The following is an 18660-nucleotide window of genomic DNA, read 5'->3' as shown; positions in this document are numbered from 1 at the left end:
CGGCTTCTTGGCGCGTCATATTGCCGATTAGAAATCGAAATTGTCCGGATCCGGACCGACGCGCAGATTTTGGTTGAGCCCGTCGATGCGGTCCATATCCGCTTGCGACAGCTCGAAGTCGAAGATCGAGGCATTCTCGATGATGCGCTGCTCTTTGGTTGACTTCGGAATCGTTACGACACCGTGCTGCAGGTCCCAGCGCAGAATAACTTGCGCGACCGATTTGCCGTATTGGCCGGCGATCTCGGTTAACGCCGGATCATTCAGCAGCTGGCCCTGCATCAGAGGCGACCAGGCTTCAAGCTGAATGCCTTGCTCGCTTGTGTAAGCGAGCAGCTCCTTCTGCGTCAGACGAGGGTGGAACTCCACTTGGTTGACCATCGGTTTGATCTCGGCGCCCTCCATGACATCCTTCAAATGATGGATCTGGAAGTTGCTCACGCCGATCGCTTTAATCCGGCCATCCTTGTATAATTTCTCGAGTGCCCGCCAAGCGTCCTTATATTTGCCGGCTACCGGCCAATGAATCAAGTAGAGATCCAAATAATCCAGGCCCAGCTTGGACAAGCTTGTTTCATAGGCGGCAAGCGTCGATTCGTAGCCCAGGTCCGCGTTCCAAACCTTGGATGTGACGAACAAATCCTCCCGCTTTAAGCCGTTCTCCGCCATCGCTTGGCGGATGCCTTCGCCGACGCTGCTTTCATTGCCGTAGATGGCCGCCGTATCGATGCTGCGGTATCCGAATGCAACAGCGGAACGGATCGCGTTAACGAGCTCCTCGCCTTCTTCCACTTGAAATACGCCTAGTCCGAACCATGGCATGGATACGCCGTTAGCTAGTGTCGTCACGCTTTGCAAATGTTGTGTCATAAAGTAAATTCCTCCTGGATGATTTGATTATTATTTCCTCTCAAGCTTGGACAATATACCCGTCAAAATAACCGCAACGGCCACCATTAGGCCGCCGACCCACGGCGTATGCGCAAGGCCGATGCCGTCAACGACGAAGCCGCCGACTATGGAGCCAATCGCGATGCCGAGATTGAAAGCGGCGATATTAAGCGCGGATGCGACGTCGATTGCGGACGGCGTATATTTCTCGGCAAGCTTCACGATATACAGCTGCAGGCCGGGCACGTTCATAAAAGCGAATAGTCCCATCAAGGCTACTGCAATTAGGCCGGCGATACGGAAAGGGATCATGAAGGACATCGCGATCAACACCGCCGTTTGAATGATAAACATAATAAGCAGCGCGCGGATCGGGTCGCGGTTGGCCCATCTTCCTCCGATTTCATTGCCGGCCGCTACCGCTATGCCGTACAGCAGAAGCACGAGGCTGACCGTTCCGGCATTCAGCTTCATGACATCCTGCAAAATCGGCGTCAAATACGTGAAGGCGACGAAGGTGCCGCCATAGCCGAGAGCCGTAATCGCGAAGCCGAGCAGCAGTCTGCTATTGGTCAAAATACGCAGCATATCCGAAAATTTGGCCGGAGGCGGCTGCTTCAAACTGCGCGGAATGAGCATGGCGCTGGCCGCAATGCCGATGACGCCCAGGATGGCGACGCCCCAGAAGGTCGCCCGCCACCCGAAGTTTTGCCCGATGAAGGTGCCGAGCGGAACGCCGGTTACGGTCGCGACGGTCAGGCCGGTGAACATCAGCGCAATCGCGCTCGCCTGCTTCTCTTTCGGCACAAGCTGCACGGCGATGGTAGAGCCAATCGAGAAGAAGACGCCGTGCGAGAAAGCGGTAATGAACCGGGCGATCATTAATAAGGAAAATGAACCCGACAGCGCGGCGGTTGTGTTCCCCGCGATAAAGACGAGCATCAGTCCCATTAACAGCGTCTTCCGGTTCAGCCGGTTCGTTAGCGCGGTCAAGATCGGCGCGCCGGCCGCAACGCCTATCGCGTAACCGGAAATAAGCAATCCCGCAAGAGTAATGCCGATATGCAAATCGTCCGCGATGGAAGCCAGCAGGCCAACCGGCACAAATTCCGTCGTGCCGATTCCGAACGCGCTGACAGCAAGGGCGAGCAGCGCCAGCGACCCCGATTTGCCCGCGCTAGCGGATCGAGCGGGCGCAGTATATGTTTTGCTCATGTGGTGTACCTCCTTCTAGCAACCAATCTCGAAGTTCGCGGCATTGCATGATTTGCCGCATGGGTGTTAGTATAAGGCGGTGGGATTTATTTTGTAAGTACGTACTTTCAAGTGATATAGATACTTAGAAGTAATATAGGCACCAAAAAGTACCCTACTCCAAGGAGGCAGTCCTAATGGCATATAACATTCCGGTAGAAGCGACGTTAGATGTAATCGGAGGCAAGTGGAAGGTTGTTATCCTATGCCATCTCGACAAAGGGGATAAACGAACGAGCGAGCTGAAGCGCCTGATGCCGAATATTACGCAAAAGATGCTGACCCAGCAGCTTCGGGAGCTGGAGGAGGACGGCATGGTGAAACGGACGATTTATGAGCAAATTCCTCCGAAGGTGGTCTATTCGCTTACGGATTATGGCTGGTCGTTTAAGCCGATTCTCGATGCGATGTGCGCGTGGGGAGAGAAGAATGTGGAGCTCAACGGCGAGAAGGAGCCTGCTGTAAAAAGCTAATTCCCGGGGCTAGAGAAGGCCGCTTTTATGGGTTAAAATGGATGCGTATGATCCGATAAGAGGACAAGGAGAGGGAGCCATGAACAGCGCAAGCATTCGGTTCGACCGTTATCCGGGCGGACTTGGCAAGGCGGCGGTATTTAGCTTCGACGACGGACGTGAGCATGATCGTAGATTAGTAGACGCTTTTAATCAATACGGATTGAGAGGCACGTTCCATCTCAATTCCGGGTTCTTCGGCAAGGAAGGTTATATTCGAGCGGATGAAGTAGCAGGACTCTATCAAGGCCATGAGGTTTCGGCTCATACCGTGACGCATCCGTTTCTCGAGCAATCGCCGGATGAAGAAATAGCCGACGAGCTTCTGAGGGACCGTGAGGCGCTCGAAGCGTTAGTCGGTTACCCCGTGCGGGGGATGAGCTATCCGTTCGGCACGTACAACGACCGCGTAGTCGCGGCGCTGCCGGTGCTCGGCATCGAGTATGCGCGTACGGTTCAAAGCCACGGCGGCTTTCATATGCCGGAGGATTGGCTGCGCTGGCATCCGACCTGCCATCACAAAGATATGGTAGAAGCCGCTGAGCGATTTTTGGCATCCGCGCCAAGATTCAGCCGCATGGAGCTGCTTTTTGTCTGGGGCCACAGCTACGAGTTCGAACACGATAACAACTGGGAGCTCGTCGACCAAGTCGGCAAGCTGATCGGGGGCAGCGAGCTCGTATGGAAGGCGACGATGTCGGAGATTGTAGCGTACCGCAATGCGCTTGCCGGCCTTCGCTTTTCGGTGAATCGCCGAATCATCTATAATCCAAGTGCGCTTGACGTATGGGTTAGCGCGGACGGGGAATCCGTAACGATTCCTGCAGGTGAAGCCATAAAGCTGTAGCAGCTTTAAAAAAATTTTGGGAAATGAAACCATCTTAACCATTAATGCGTTTAAATATAGGGGATGTCCCAAAAATTGGACGAGAAGGGAATGGTTATGGTGGTAAAAGTTAAACGCTTCTCCAAGTTTTCATTATGCTTATGGCTTGTAATCGTAGTTTTAATGGCGCCTCAGCTTGCGGCGGCTAGCGGGAAGAAAGACGCGAAGACCCCGCCGCCGCCCGTGGAGATTCAGCCGATGGCCATCTACCCGACCTACACGTATTTGAAATCTTCATCTATCATTATTCTAGGCAATACAAACGGATCCATTACGATCGAAGCGACGACTGCAGCAAAAACGACGGTATCGGAAGTAGGCGTAACGATTCAGCTTCAGGAATGGACAGGCTCAGCCTGGGTGGATCTTATCCCGGCTTCAAGCAATGCCGTTAGTAACGGAACCTCTGTTACCGGCTATTTGACTCGATACTCGAGAGTGGGTTATTACTATCGGGTGAAGGCGACGCATTACGTGGAGCAAGGCGCGACGACGGAGCAGGTTATCGAATACTCGGCTTCGTTTCTGGCGAAATAATGATACTTGACTCATTAACAAGAAAGACGAAGCCCGGACGGCTTCGTCTTTTGTTTTGACTAAAATTCCATCTCTTCCGCCATTCGTATGACGTCTTCCTCACTAATATAACCCGCGATCTGAACAAAAATATCTCCGTATACAAACTCAAGGCTGGCTAAACCATCATCCGATAGAAATAAGACGGCTGCGACGCCTTGAACAGTCTTTTTCTTGACGGTGAGACCGTCGCTGCTGCCTGTTGACGTCATGGAGTCTGGGTATAACTGTTTGAAGTCAACGCTAAGGACCATGCCGTCGCTTCTCGTATAGGCATAATACAGGCGAGAAGGTTTGGTATCAAGAGGCGTTTGGGATGTCTCCACTTCGGTCAGGGTGTACTCCGACGGAACAAACGGAATAGTAGGTGGGTTGAATGTCATTTCCGGCAAGTCCGATGATGTGTAAGTTTGCGAACCAGCTTCCGTGCTGCTGGGTCTGATCATTTGCTCCGACGGGCTGCCGCCGGGTGCAAAGTCAGGCGGCGGCGGTGTAAGAGGCTTGGTCCCCGAATCCTCTAACGATCCGAACACGATTCGGTGAACGCCATCGACAATCGACGAATAGGCCATTGCGAGCGGCTTGAAAGCATTCGAGGCGGTAGGCGTACCGAAAATAAGCGCGCCGAGCAGGAAGGAAGCCGCGATATACGGCAGCATCCGAAGCTGGCGTTTTCTTTTCTTCCGTTTCTCGAGCGATCGCTGAACTTTCTCCCAGGATTCGCTGGGATCAGGGACGAAGCTGTGGTTCTTCACGCTCTCGTCAAACGCGCGGTCGAACCAATCGTCGAATTGCTCCTTATTCATGCTTATCACCCCATCTCTTACGGAACATTTTTTTCATTGATTCCCTAGCCCGGTACAGCTTGTATTTCACGCTTTCTTCTGAGGTTTCAAGCACCGCTGCAATTTCTCTGTAGCTCAGCTCCCGCTTCCAGCGAAGCTCAATGAGCGCCCGATATTCCGGCCGCAGCTCTTTCAAGCATTGAGAGATCGTTTCTTTCATCAATTCAAGCTCGACCTGTTGCTCTAAATCAGCCGGCTGCGTGGCGAAATGGACGCTCTCACTTATATAAACACTCTCAGCGTCAATGTCGTTGCGATTTTTTTTTGTTTTTCGGAAGTAATTGATGACCATATTTTTAACGACGACTTTTAACCAGCTTCTCAGCTGGGCCTCATTGTCCGCACGCGGTACGCTTTCAATAATTTTGAGGAAAGAGTTCTGAATAATATCTTCCGTTGCGGCATGCTCTTTCACCATATAAATAATGGGAGAATAGGCGAACTGGTAGAATTCCTGATAGACCTCTTTCTGAAGCTCCGGCGATAACGCGTAATAATTCGAGTTGGACAAGAGGAATAGCTTGCTATGCATTTCTGCGGCCCCCTTGCAATGATGGGTATTGCTCTATGAAATCTCACTTCCGTCATTATATCGTATCTCTGCTTGTTTGTATGAAAAATTTCTCAATATTGGGTGCTACTTTACTGCTGTTTTGCGTGTTTTATAAGTAGGGAATCTTTTCGGAATCAGCTTTTTTGCCGGGGGTGGTGGATTGAAAAGATGGGTGCTGCTGTTGCTCTTGCTTCTTTTTGTCTTGATACCCATCGTATTGGAAATGGAGCAGGATCTCTTACTTTCGGAAATGTCGGTGAACGCCGGCCCGTTTACGGCAAGCGGAGAGCGGAGTCCGGAGTAGATCGTGAATCTTTGGCCGAAGAGCCGATGCTAGCGAAGCGGAAAGCTTCAGCGCATGGGCTCTTTGTGTTATGCAAGATTGGAATAGACTGCTAGAGTTAAAGAGACGAACGCTAGGGGCGGATATGGTATAATGGCGTCATTGTTTACGGAAGCGGAAGGGATCAGGATATGGGAAACACGGGGAAGCTGGAACGGTTTTTGGAACGGAAGCGGAAGGAGCTTGGCGTTCATCTCAACGCTGTGCAGGCGCAGGCTGTCGGGCATACGGAAGGTCCGCTGCTCCTGCTCGCGTCGCCGGGCTCGGGTAAAACTACCACGATTATTATGCGGATCGGCTATCTGGTGGAAGAGCTGGGGGTGAATCCGGAGCGAATGAAAGCGGTCACGTTCAGCAGGGCGTCGGCGCGGGATATGAAGGACCGGTACGCCCGGTTCTTCCCAAGCTTGGCGCCGGTAGATTTCTCGACAATCCACAGCTTGGCGTTCGAGGTCGTGCGCGAGCATTTCCGCAAAGCGGGCAAAGCTTTCGATATTATCGAAGGCGCCTTGGATGCGGAGGAGGAAGCAGGCGGGGAGAAGGGACAGGGGCTTCCGCTGCATAAGCGGATCATTCTGCGCAATCTCTTCAAGGAAATCGTCGGAGAGAACGCGACAGACGACAATATGGAGGAACTGACGACCTACATTAGCTATGTAAAAAATAAACTGCTTCCGCCGGAAGAGTGGAGCACCGTCAAAACCGACGTGCCGGGGGCGGCTCGTATACTCGGCGAATACGAACGGTTCAAGCGTACCGGCACGGACAAGCTGCTGCTTGATTTCGATGATATGCTGACGCTCGGCAACGAGCTGCTGGCGAAGGACGAGGCGCTGCTGCGCAGATATCAGCGCCGTTACGATTACGTCCTGACCGACGAAAGCCAGGATACGTCCATGGTTCAGCACGCCATTATCGAGAAGCTGGCGAAATCTCACCGTAACCTATGCGTCGTAGCGGATGACGACCAGTCCATCTACAGCTGGCGAGGGGCGGAGCCTTCCTATCTGCTGAACTTCAAGGAGGTTTATCCGGAAGCGGCAACGCTCTTCATGGAGCAGAATTACCGCTCCTCCCGGGAAATTGTATCGGCCGCGAACGCCTTTATTAAGCGGAATATGAACCGTTACGCCAAGGAGATGTTTACGGACAACGGTTCAAGCGGCCCGATCGTATTCAAGCGTCTGAACGATTACCGGGAGCAAGCCAAATTCGTCGTACGCGAGGCGGCGAAGGCGGAGAAGCTGTCGGAGGTCGCGGTGCTCTACCGGAATAACGCTTCATCCATTACGCTGATGAACGAATTCGACCGGGCAGGCATTCCTTTTTATATGAAGGATGCGGATAACCGGTTTTTCTCGCATTGGATCATCGAGGACGTCCTTAACTTCATGCGGATGACCTATACGGATAAACGGGCCGATATCCTGGAGAGCATTCATCTGAAAATGAGCGGCTACATCAGTAAGCATCAAATGGCGGTGCTCCGATCGATCGAGAACGGCGAATCCGTCTTTGATAACCTGCTTCGTTTCGTGCAGCTGCAGGATTACCAGGTCAAGCTGCTGGAGGAAGCGAGAAATACATTCCGGGAGATGAGCGGCATGCCGCCGCGCCATGCGATTCGGGTCATTCGGACAAGACTCGGCTACGAGAAGGCGCTTGAGAAGATGTGCGAGCGGCTCGGCTTCCGCAAGGATTACCTTATCGGCATCCTGAATACGCTGGAGGATATTGCGGAGGGGCTCGAGACGATGGCCGATTTCGCCGCCCGGCTGAAATATCTCGAGACGGTGCTGAGGGGCGCCAAGTCCCGCAGAGGTCAAAACGCGGTGACCTTCTCCACCTTCCACAGCTCGAAGGGACTGGAATTCGATCAGGTCTTTATGGTGGATCTGATCGAAGGCGTCATTCCCGCGAAGGAAGACGGGAAGCGGGGAGCGGACGGCTCGGCGCCTCTCATGGAAGAAGCGGTACGGCTGTTCTACGTCGGCATGACCCGCGCGCGCAAGTCGCTGACGATGATCACGTACGGCCAGCGGGACGGCGAGCAGACGGAGGAGAGCTCCTTCATGACGGCGGTCCGGGATATTGCGGAGCCGGAGTGGAGGGAGAAGTCAGAGGGGGCCAGGGCGTCTCTAACCGTAAACGGCTTCAAGCTGCAATTCGGCGAAGAGGGCGGATCCTCTCGCGCCGGAGGCGGAACGCGGTTTAAGTCCAGTACGGCGAGCAGCGCCGCGGGCGCGGCTGCAGCCGCCAAGCTAGAGGCTAACCCGAACGCGGTTCAGGACCTCGGGGCTCTTGCCGCAGGCGCCGCCGTGCGCCACCGCGTCTTCGGCCCGGGCGTTATCGAAAGCGTGGACAGCGAGCGGATTGCCATTCGATTCGGCACCTCGAATGTGAAGGAGCTGTCGGCGGCGATGTGCCTGAAGATGGGGCTGCTGGAGCTCGCGTGAATGAGAAAAGCTGCCGTACTGCAGATTTGGGATCTGCGGTGCGGCAGCTTTCTTTTTGCTCATAGGAATTAAGCTTTATCAAGCTCCAAAGACTCTAGAATCCGAATGACGATGACGGCGGCTTGCGCTCTCGTCAGGTCGGCCTTCGGATCAAACTTCGAGCCTGACTTGCCGATCATGATGCCTTCTTGAACGGCCAGCGCTACTGCGGACTTCGCGTATTCCGAGATTTGGCCGGCATCCGCAAATTCGTTGAGCGTGTCGATATCCGCATCTGTCTCTACGCCCATGTAAGCCAGCACGTTGGACAAAATGATTGCGATGTCTTGGCGGCTGATGGTCGCATCCGGCGCGAACGATGCCTCGGACTTGCCCTTGATCAGGCCTGCTGCTTTCGCGGCGGCAATATCTCCCGCATATTCGGAATCAGCGGCCACGTCCTCGAACGGAGCTTCGCCGTTCACCGGCAGGAGGCCAAGACCTTTGACGATCATGGATGTGAACTCGGCGCGTGTAATGCTGCTGTGTACGCCGAACGTATCCGACGTCTCGCCTGCGAGCAGAAGCTTCGCCGCGGCGCGGGATACGGCGTCCGCCATCCATTCCGCTGCTGCGTCGGTGTACGAAACGTCAGACTGAACGATCGTATAAATGCTGTTGCCGTTACGCTTCAGCTCGGCCGTCATCGTGCCGTCATCGTTGACCGTAAACAGCGACGGTACGGGACGGAACTCGTTCGTGCCCGGGATGAATACGACGCCCGTCAGCTTCTTCGGATCGATATCGTCGCCTTCCAGCGTAAAGATGCGGCTGAACACATGACCGCCGAAGTCGGTCACTTCTTCGAATGTGCCGCTTGGCGAATGCTTCGAGATTTTGAAGTCGAGCGCGTCGATCAGAAGCTCGAGACCGCTCTCCTCCGCAAGCTCCTCGATGCCTTCCGCTACATCAGCGGCTGGAGGGGCAATCGAGATCTGGAGATCTGCGTCTGCCGGAAGCGCGCCAGCCGGAATAACGTACGTGACGCCGTTCCAGATGACGGACAGCTGCGCGTCTTCGCCCTTCTTGGCGAGCGCGGCGATAACTTCCTTCGGCAGAACTACGTCGATTCGTTTCGCTCCGTCCTCGACGGTAAGGTTGAAGCTTTTCAAATCTTTGGCTTCTTCTATTGCCTTGACCGCAGAATCTTTATTCACGCTTATCGTCCACTTGTCGCCGGACTTGGAGACTGACGCGGCAAGCTCGCCTTTGTCATTGCTCGGCTGGGCCGGCGGAGGCGTCCAGGCAACCGGCAAGGCGGACGTCGTGAGCTTCAGAACGGAGCCTGCGGAGACATCCTCGATTGCATCGCCTTGTTTCTTGACGGCTAAAACATAGATCGTATAAGCGGTGGATGCGGTTAGCTGGTCGATGACATAATTTGTACCCGTTGTGGACCCGAGGTACTGGTTATCCCTGAATACCTCGTAGCTGGCTGCGCCCTCAACCGCATCCCATTTGATATGGATGCTTGCATGGTTGACTAAAGTCTGCGTCAGGTTTTGAGGCGCTCCAATAGCCGTCTCATTATAAGCGCCGTCGATCGGCAAGTCCGCCACAAGCTGCGTCGTTAACGATTTGTTGCGGTCGCCGCTCACTTCCCAGCTCATAACGCCTGCCAGATCCAGCGACTGAACGAGCGAAGAAGCATACTTCATCGTCGTTGGGTCGTTGTAGCTGATGAACGTTCCGGTCTTACTGTTGTAGACGTAAGAAACCTTCGATGCTTCATTCCAATGATGCGTGAACTCAGGGTCGGTCAGATAGTTTTCTTCGACATCGGTATAGTCGAAGATGCCGGACTCCCATGTGCCTGGCTGAATAGCCGTACAAGCGGCGTATTGACCGCCTTCCGCGCAGCCGGTCCAGCCCTTGCCGTAGTAAGGGATGCCTAGCATGAGTTTATAGGGCGGTACTCCGCCGTTAAGGTGTCCGACCGCTCCGCCTCTTACATTGTTGCGGGCCGCAGCGGCTCGCGGATGCTCCTTGTCATAATAGAGGGGAGCGTTATGATGGGCAAGCAGCTCCCAGCTGCCGCTGTAGTCATACGTCATAATATTGATAAAGTCTAAGGATTTGACGGCATTCTCCAGATCGGCGTTAACGACAAAGTTATCCCCTTGGCCGGATGCAATGGTCAGCAGATAATATTTGCCGTCGACCGAGCCCGCGGCATCTAGAGCCTCACGGACGGTTTTCATCAAGAGCGTGAAGTTTACGTTGTCCTCCGGACGATGAACGTTATGCGACTCGCCGCCCTCAACCGGATACTCCCAGTCGATATCGAGTCCGTCTAATCCGTACTCGCGCAGGAAATCCACGACGGATTCCGCGAACGCCCGCCGTGTAATTTCATCAGCGGCCATGTTGGAGAAGTTTTTGGACCAGGACCAGCCGCCAACCGATACCATGAGGTTTAAATGAGGGTTGGCTTCCTTGATGGCCGCAAAGGATTCGAAATTCAACACGTCATACACGGGATCGCCCAGTACCATCTCGCCGTCATACACATAACCGGTCTGAAGCGGGATGGCGTCGTTCGAGCACGCTTGGCCGTTCGTGCTGACCTTCATCCAGCAGAGGTCTGAGAACGCATAGTTAATGTGCGTGATGTTCGAAACATCGATATCTTCCGGCTTGAAGTTTCTTCCGGTTGGCGACAGGGACCACGACGTGTAGTAAGTGACATTGGTGTATTGGGCTCCAGGAACAGCAGTGATGGCAGCGCTATTCGGTGAAGTCCACAGGCTGTTTTTCGCGACGACATGGAAGGAATAAGATTGGCCTTCCGTTAAATCTTCGACCACATAACGGTTGGAATCGCTCGTTCCGATTAGGGTGCCGTCTTGATAAATCTCATAGGATATAGCGCCTTGCGTCGGCGCCCAACCCAGCGCGACTGTCGAACGGTTAGCCGTCACGACCTGCAAATCTCTCGGAGCCGTCAGCTCGCCCCATTTGATCGTGACTTCGTTGCTTTTGTCGGATACGGTTGATTCCGCGGAGTTTTGGGCCGCGACAAGGAATTTGAGCTCTGTGCCGGCTGCTTGCTGTTCAGGCGTAAGATTGTACGTAAACTGGTTGCTGCCGTCCCAAATGCCGCCTTTCCAGGCGCCGTTCACCCAGTAGTCATAGCCGTCCGCCTTCGGACTGCCGGTAAAGCTCAGCGTAACGCTGGATGAGGTCACGCCGGTTACCCTCAGGTTCTGAGGAGGCGTAAGCGGATGCTCTTCATATTCCGTCGTATCCTTTAAAGTTGTAAACGTGACGACATTACTCTTTTGCGCATCCGTCAGATCCGGGAACCGAACGCCGTCTGGACCGAGCAGCAGCGAGTACGTGGTTTCAGGCTCCAAGCCGCCGACTAATTTGAATTGGCTGTTCGCCCAGATGACGTATCTGCCCTCTGTTGTCCAAACCCAGTAGTCGTCGATTCCAGGGGCGTTGACCCATTTGAGCGAAACCGAATTATGGGTAACCTCGACAACCTCCAGGTTTGTAGCGCCTGCTGCCGGAACCTCGGGCTCTTCCGCTTCTCCTGCAGCGGTCGTAAATTCGACTACGTTACTTTTATTGGCCGCCGGTCTCTGACTGTACCAAGTAATATAGAGCCGGTAGGTCGTCTCGGGCTGAAGGCCGGTCAGCGTCTTTGTACCGGAGTTTCCCCAAGTGAAATAAGCATCGTCATCCGCCATCCAAACATCAATGTCATTCAGCTCGGCGACATGATCCCATTCGATCGTAGCGCTTGTTGCCGTGACGGAGCTTTCTACGACTCGCAGATTTTGCGGCGCGGGGGCTTCCTCGGCAAGAGGCTCTGCTTCCTCAGCATAAGCTGCTGCAGCGCTAAAAAGCGGGCTAGCGAATAGAACTAGAGCAAGAAATGCGTAAAAAAACAGTTTCCTTTCTTTTTTGCGGACTGTGTAATTCACCATATCACCTCATCGTTTCGACGTAGCTTTACGCGGCATGCCGCGGCAAGTAGGCTTGCAAAGGACGTTGCATAGGACGTTGCATAGGTCTGTCATCTGGGAGTCGTGAACAAGGGTAGGGACCAACAGGTTGTGCTGGAGGTAGAAGTCGGTGTAAGCCTGCCGGCCGGTCAATCGGACAGAAGAAAGCATCGTTGTCCGTGAATGAGGAACCGTTCAAAGGTTGCTAGTAGCGCATCACCCCGTGTCAGAAATCGTTAATCATTTGTGAAGCTATTTCTATCATGAGTCGAGGGGCGAACAAGCGGAAGGGGGAGATTTTTATGATCGATGGGATAAAATTATCAGTACTGTTAATTAGTGATAAAAATCGTTGATAATCATCATTTTTTCAGGCGGGGCGCGGGCTCGGAGGGATTATGCATTTCCGATTCCGGCATGGTAACATAGATAAAACATCTGTTTTCGAAAAGGAGAGTCTAGCATGTCAACGGCGGCTTTGAAGCCTCAGCTGAATAGGCAATATATTGTGGAGCAGCTCGAGAAGCTCCTTAACATCCCGAGCCCGAGCGGGTATTGCATGGCGATTATGAAGCATTTGGGCGAGGAAGTCGGGAAGCTTGGCTTCACCATGGAACAAACGCCGAAAGGAACGGGAATCATCACGATCCCTGGCCAGTCGGATGAGAAGGTTATCGGGATATCCGCGCATGTCGATACGCTCGGGGCGATGGTTCGATCGATCAAACCGAGCGGAATGATTCGTTTTACGTCGATCGGGGGCTATGCGATGGAGACGGTGGAGGGCGAATACTGCCTGATCCATACGCGCGACGGCCGCCAATATGAGGGAACGGTGCTTACGACGAAACCATCCGTGCATGTTTATCCTGACGCCCGCGACATGAAGCGGGACGAGGCGAACATGGAGATCCGGATCGATGAGTCGGTGAATTCGAAGGAAGATACGGAGAAGCTGGGCATTGGCGTCGGCGATTTTATTTCTTGGGATCCGAGGGTGCGCATCCTGCCGAACGGCTGGATTAAATCGCGCCACCTGGATGACAAGGCGGCAGTTGCGGCGCTGCTAGGATTCATGGAATGGCTGAAGCGGGAAGGGAAAACGCCGCTGCATACCGTGAAGCTGGTTATTTCCACCTACGAAGAGGTTGGGCATGGGGCTTCCTATATTCCCGGAGATATTACGGAATTTATCGCGGTCGATATGGGCGCGCTGGGCGATGATTTGTCCGGGTCCGAGAAGCATGTGTCCATCTGCGCCAAAGATTCTTCCGGGCCATACGATTACGGTATGACTTCTAAAATGATCGAGCTTGCGAAGCGTGAGGAGCTGCCGCATGCCGTCGATATCTATCCGCAGTACGGCTCGGATGCGACGGCCGCATTGCGCGGAGGAAGCAATATCCGCGCGGCATTGATTGGACCAGGCGTTCACGCTTCTCACGGCATGGAGCGCACGCATGCGGATGCCGTTGTGAATACAGCTGCGCTGCTGCTTGCTTACGTAATGGAAGCTTAAAAAAGCGCGTCACGTCTCCTGATGAGAGTCAGGAGACGTGACGCGCTTTTGTTATTGCGATTTGCGTTTCTCGATATATTCGTCGAGCAGGTCGAACGTTTCGGTGAAGCCCTGCTTCAAATGGTCACGGAGCGCCTCGAAAACGCGGTTTTCCGCTTTTTTGGCGTCCTCCGGCTGGCCTTGGAGGGTGAGCTTCGTTCGGCCGTCTTCCGTTTGTTCAAATGTGACGGTGTTCACAATCTCAAGGGGCCAGTCTTTGCTGAAGTAAGCTCGAACCGTCTTGCCGGTCTCATCTGCAAAAGAATTCGCGTAAACCAGCTTCTCCGGCGCTTCAATTTCCCGATACGTAAATTTTCCCCACATAACGTTGCCCTCCGGGGATTGCTGCTTGTAATGAATGAATCCGCCTGGCGCAAGCTCCTGCCCGAGGATCGTCATCTCGTAGCCTCTCGGTCCCCACCAGTTTTTCATATGCTCGCCTTGCGTGAACAGCTCGAACAGCTCATCTCGAGGCGCGTCGAACACGCGCGTCATATACAGGCCGCGTTTTCCCGAAGGCGTGGGACCTGGGGAGGAGGCGGATTTTTTCTTTTTTAGAAACATCGAGAAGAATCCTCCTAAAGATCGTTGATGGTTATTGTCCTCATCATAACATAGCTTACGTTCCGGTTGGAGTCCGGATGGGCGAGCATGACGTTAGGGAGATGCATGAGGATGTGGTATAGTGGAGCTATTAAGCTTGGAAACGGAGAGAACGGCATGACAAGGAAAGAGGAGCGTCGTGCGCAAGGCGGCGCAGGAGATAAAAAGAGTTACGGAGGACAGGGCAAAGCTAGGGGCGAGCGTCCTGACAGGCAGCGGTACAGCGGGGGGACCGGAGGCGCCGCTGCCCCGGCGGTTAGCCGTAAGGCTTCGGCGGAAGATGTCAAAGCAGGAGACCGGATTGTCGTTACCATCAAGAGGATTGGGATTAACGGCGAAGGGGTCGGTTACTACAAGCGCAAAGCGGTCTTCATTGAAGGCGCGCTGCCGAATGAAGTGGTGAAGGCGAAGGTGACGCGGGCGGAAGCGGGGTATTTGAACGCGTCGATTATCGAAATTGAGAAAAAATCGCCGGACCGCCAAGTGCCGCCTTGTCCCGTCTACGCGGAATGCGGCGGCTGTCAGCTTCAGCATATGACGTATGAAGCGCAGCTCAAGGCAAAGGAAGAGATTGTACGGGAGGCGTTCCAGCGTTACGCAGGCATAGAATCGCTGCCGATGCGTCCGATCTTCGGGATGGAGAACCCTTGGGGCTACCGGAACAAAGCTCAGCTGCAAACAGGTCTCCATGACGGCGAAGTCGTGACGGGGCTTTATTCGGCCGGTTCGCACAAGCTGGTTGACATCTCCGGCTGCGAAATTCATCACCCTGTCGTAAACGGGGTCGTTGAGGGCGCGAAAGCGGTTCTGAAAGAGCTGAACATCCCGATCTACAACGAGCGTACGCGTGAGGGCGCCGTGCGCACAATCGTAGCTCGCGTTGGCCAGGCATCGGGACAAGTGCAGCTGACGCTGATCACAGCGGTCGACCGTTTGCCTGATACTCGCCGGTTGGTACAGCGTCTTCGAGACAAGCTGCCGATGGTAAAAACCATTGCTCAAAATATCAATAAAGGGAAAACGCCGCTTATATTCGGTGACCGCACAACGGTGCTGTGGGGAGACGAGCGGCTGAACGAAACGCTGGGGGACGTGCGGTTCTCACTGTCACCGAGAGCGTTCTTCCAGCTGAACCCGGAGCAGACGGTGAAGCTGTACAACGCGGCCAAAGAAGCGGCTGCGCTGACGGGCAAGGAGCTTGTCGTCGATGCCTACTGCGGCACCGGCACGATTGGTATGTGGCTGGCGCCGAATGCCCGCGAGGTGCGCGGCATCGAGATCATCCCGGAAGCGGTGCGCGACGCTCGCGACAACGCGGAGGCGAGCGGCATCACGAACGCGCGCTTCTACGAAGGCCGCGCTGAGGAGCTGCTCCCGCAGTGGGTCGCCCAAGGCATTCGCCCTGACGTCGTCGTCGTCGACCCGCCGCGCACCGGCTGCGAAATGCCGCTGCTGCAGGCGATCGCCAAGGCTAAGCCGAAGCGCCTGGTGTATGTGTCGTGCAATCCTTCGACGCTGGCGAAGGACTGCAAGGTGCTGCTCGGCAGCGGCTACCGGCTGGAGTGGGTGCAGCCGGTGGATATGTTCCCGCAGACTAGTCACGTTGAGAGTTGCTCACTGTTGGTCAGGAATGACTAATAGTTGAGGTGTATTGGCGTATACAGCAACGGAGCGGGCATTGTCCCGCTTCTTTTTTTGACTATAAGTTCGATTAGGGGCGGCTATTGATAGTCGTCTTTTGTTGTACCCCCACCCAGTGCCTGATGAATTAGTCATTGCATCTGAGCCGATGTTAAGGCTTGCCATACCCGCCTGAAATTTTTGCGAATATCTCCTGTACGCACAAAGAAAGCCCCAGCTATATCGGCGGGGCAAAACAAGGAGCGTGATGGTTCTATTATTAACATGAAGATTGCTAATATACCTGTCTTCCTATCGAAATAAAATGCTTTAGATAGTACCCCCAACCTTCATTACAGCCCTCATTTTCCGTAGCTTGCTTATCGCAAAATATACATAAATTGTTTTTTTATATAGAACTTCACTTTTATCGAACTATCATGACAATAGGAAGCTTCTGCCTCGGGTTCCGCACCTGGTGTGGTTGAAGATAATCGTCAAAAGCGCTCACGAAATCGTTCTAATAAAAAGCTTATTTGAAAGCTCCTCCATAATTGCTTGCGCTTGTTAACAACATAATGAGCGAACTCATTCGCATAAACTTACTTAGTTCATCGTAAGCGGGGAGGGGTCAATCATATGCCTGAAAAGATAAAGCTGCAAAAATTTGTGGATGAACTGCCTATTCCAAACACGTTATCTCCAAAGATGCGACATTATAATAATTCCTATTACGAAGTGACCATGAAGGAGTTTTCTCAAAAGCTGCATCGGGACCTCGGACCAACCCGTTTATGGGGTTATGAAGGAACTTTTCCAGGTCCTACGTTAGAAGTGATGAAGAATGAAGCGGTGTTTGTTAAATGGATGAATGAACTGCCTAATAAGCACTTTCTTCCCGTTGATACAACGATTCATGGTTCCGAAATAACTGTTCCAGAGGGTAGAACCGTCGTACATTTACATGGAGGAAGAACACCTGCCCATAGTGATGGTTACCCTGAAGCATGGTTTACGAGAAATTTTGAACAAACGGGACCTTTGTTTGAACGAGAGGTGTATACGTATCCAAACAATGAGCGAGCCACAATGTTGTGGTACCACGATCACACGATAGGAATTACAAGATTGAACATATACGCGGGACTCGCGGGACTCTATCTTATTCGCGACAAGCATGAACAATCCCTTAATCTTCCTAAAGAACAATATGAAATCCCTCTGTTAATTGTGGATCGCTCGTTCAACCCAGACGGATCACTTTACTACCCTAGCAAACCTGATCAAAACGATGCAGGTCTTCCTCAGCCTTCTCTTGTTCCCCCTTTTGATGCGGAGACGATTCTGGTAAACGGGAAGGTTTATCCATATTTGAATGTAGAACCAAGAAAATACCGATTTCGAATTTTAAACGCATCAAATAGTCGAATCCTTACATTAAAAATGGAATCCAATCAGCCTTTTTATCAAATTGGCACGGATGGTGGTTTTCTTGAGACCACGGTAAAAATAAATGAAATTATACTTATGAGTGCCGAGCGTATAGATGTGATTATTGATTTTTCTCAGTACTACGGTCAATCCATTATTCTCAAAAATGTCACCAAGAGTGCAACACCCGAAACACAAGATATCATGCAATTCAGAGTAATCGTCCCGCTAAGAAGTATAGATACCAGTTCCCTTCCTTTTTATCTCGGAGAAATCGAACGAATTCCAAGAAGTATGGCAAAGAGAACAAGATATTTAACACTTGTCAGAGTCAAAGATCAATATGGTCGATCTTTGAATTTATTGGATGGGAAAATGTGGATGGACCGAATATCGGAAAGAATTGAAGTAAACACAGTTGAAATATGGCGAATCATCAATTTAATCGATGATGATCCTCACCCGATCCATCTCCATTTGGTTGACTTTCAAATTCTTGATCGACAGCCTTTTGATGTTTCTCATTTTCAAAAAAACGGAAATCTTATTTTCACTGGGCCTCCTACTCCACCTAATCCCTATGAAATGGGCTTAAAAGATACGGTTCAGACCCCCTTTGGTTACGTTACATCCATTATAGCCCGTTTTGGCCCCTTCACAGGGCGTTATGTGTGGCATTGTCACATGCTGGAGCACGAAGATTACGAAATGATGCGTCCCATTGAGATTTTTGAAGCACACTGGTGAGGTTTATTCAGCGAAGAATTGCTATTCTGGCCGTATGGCGAGAGCACTTCATTAGGTAGTTCTCACTGAATACTCGACCCACGTGGAGTGCGTGGTAAGGATATATCGGGATTGAAGAAAATAGAATATGATGAGATGAACTTCCTGATTGAGGGGGTTCTTTTTGTATGATTAATTTTTAATATATTAAGCAGGGAATGCAGCAGAGTGTAGATATATGGAAAAATAGGGAGAAGATATGAACTGAACTACTAAAGCTGAATATGATTCAAAGCGGTAGTCCGGGAAATGAGGGATTATAGTAAAGACCGTCACTGATAGCGCGTGTATCGACAGCGGCACCCAAATGATAATGAAGTAGGCATATATCAAAACCTTATGCTACTGTCGTGT

At 52.6% G+C, this 18660-nt stretch carries 14 protein-coding genes; 8 read left to right on the top strand and 6 right to left on the bottom strand.

Going from position 1 to position 18660, the window contains the following annotated elements:
• Positions 1-27: 27 nt before the first annotated feature.
• Positions 28-870, bottom strand: a complete 843-nt coding sequence (locus D3P08_RS23660) for an aldo/keto reductase (RefSeq protein WP_119602604.1) — start codon at positions 868-870, stop codon at positions 28-30.
• 30 nt (positions 871-900) lie between these two features.
• Positions 901-2106 (bottom strand): MFS transporter, encoded by a 1206-nt coding sequence (locus D3P08_RS23655; protein WP_119602603.1) that lies wholly within the window; start codon positions 2104-2106, stop codon positions 901-903.
• Between the two features lie 176 nt (positions 2107-2282).
• On the opposite strand from D3P08_RS23655, the gene D3P08_RS23650 reads away from it, so the two are divergent.
• From D3P08_RS23650 to D3P08_RS23640, 3 genes are all read left to right on the top strand, one after another.
• Positions 2283-2618, top strand: a complete 336-nt coding sequence (locus D3P08_RS23650; protein WP_119602602.1) for a winged helix-turn-helix transcriptional regulator — start codon at positions 2283-2285, stop codon at positions 2616-2618.
• 79 nt (positions 2619-2697) lie between these two features.
• The gene (locus tag D3P08_RS23645; RefSeq protein WP_119602601.1) at positions 2698-3504 is read left to right on the top strand and encodes a polysaccharide deacetylase family protein; all 807 of its coding nucleotides are present in this window, start codon (positions 2698-2700) and stop codon (positions 3502-3504) included.
• A gap of 96 nt (positions 3505-3600) precedes the next feature.
• Positions 3601-4080, top strand: a complete 480-nt coding sequence (locus D3P08_RS23640; RefSeq protein ID WP_119602600.1) for a hypothetical protein — start codon at positions 3601-3603, stop codon at positions 4078-4080.
• A 59-nt stretch (positions 4081-4139) separates the two neighbouring features.
• Here D3P08_RS23640 and D3P08_RS23635 read toward each other — a convergent pair whose 3' ends face one another.
• Entirely contained in the window at positions 4140-4925 is a 786-nt protein-coding gene (locus D3P08_RS23635) for a DUF4367 domain-containing protein (protein WP_119602599.1), read from the bottom strand.
• Complete coding sequence (locus D3P08_RS23630) at positions 4918-5496, bottom strand: RNA polymerase sigma factor (RefSeq protein WP_119602598.1); 579 nt, start codon at positions 5494-5496, stop codon at positions 4918-4920. The genes D3P08_RS23635 and D3P08_RS23630 overlap by 8 nt, the downstream gene beginning before the upstream one ends.
• Positions 5497-5677: 181 nt before the next feature.
• Between D3P08_RS23630 and D3P08_RS27440 the strand changes: the two genes are divergently transcribed.
• Positions 5678-5821, top strand: coding sequence for a hypothetical protein (locus tag D3P08_RS27440; protein WP_162848584.1), 144 nt, complete (start codon positions 5678-5680; stop codon positions 5819-5821).
• Positions 5822-5991: 170 nt separating this feature from the next.
• Positions 5992-8316 carry an ATP-dependent helicase gene (locus tag D3P08_RS23625; RefSeq protein ID WP_119602597.1) on the top strand — a complete coding sequence of 775 codons (2325 nt, stop codon included), beginning with the start codon at positions 5992-5994 and terminating at the stop codon, positions 8314-8316.
• Between the two features lie 68 nt (positions 8317-8384).
• On the opposite strand, the gene D3P08_RS23620 is transcribed toward D3P08_RS23625, so the two are convergent.
• Positions 8385-12290, bottom strand: coding sequence for a glycosyl hydrolase family 18 protein (locus D3P08_RS23620; protein ID WP_119602596.1), 3906 nt, complete (start codon positions 12288-12290; stop codon positions 8385-8387).
• Between the two features lie 481 nt (positions 12291-12771).
• Here D3P08_RS23620 and D3P08_RS23615 point away from each other — a divergent pair, with 481 nt between their 5' ends.
• A complete protein-coding gene (locus D3P08_RS23615) occupies positions 12772-13827 on the top strand; it encodes a M42 family metallopeptidase (RefSeq protein ID WP_119602595.1) in 1056 nt (351 codons plus the stop codon).
• Between the two features lie 51 nt (positions 13828-13878).
• Here the strand turns inward: D3P08_RS23615 and D3P08_RS23610 are convergent, their stop codons facing one another.
• Positions 13879-14430: an SRPBCC family protein gene (locus D3P08_RS23610; RefSeq protein ID WP_119602594.1), complete on the bottom strand. Its 552-nt coding sequence runs from the start codon at positions 14428-14430 to the stop codon at positions 13879-13881.
• 156 nt (positions 14431-14586) lie between these two features.
• Between D3P08_RS23610 and rlmD the strand changes: the two genes are divergently transcribed.
• Positions 14587-16107, top strand: a complete 1521-nt coding sequence (gene rlmD, locus D3P08_RS23605) for a 23S rRNA (uracil(1939)-C(5))-methyltransferase RlmD (RefSeq protein WP_240647725.1) — start codon at positions 14587-14589, stop codon at positions 16105-16107.
• A 621-nt stretch (positions 16108-16728) separates the two neighbouring features.
• Positions 16729-18267, top strand: coding sequence for a multicopper oxidase family protein (locus tag D3P08_RS23600; protein WP_119602592.1), 1539 nt, complete (start codon positions 16729-16731; stop codon positions 18265-18267).
• The last annotated feature ends 393 nt before the right edge of the window (positions 18268-18660 follow it).

This window comes from Paenibacillus nanensis, from assembly GCF_003583765.1.
In the GTDB taxonomy this organism is placed as follows: Bacteria; Bacillota; Bacilli; order Paenibacillales; family Paenibacillaceae; genus Pristimantibacillus; species Pristimantibacillus nanensis.
The sequence above is the reverse complement of the archived record's forward strand: the minus strand, read 5'-3'. Positions and strand labels throughout refer to the sequence as shown.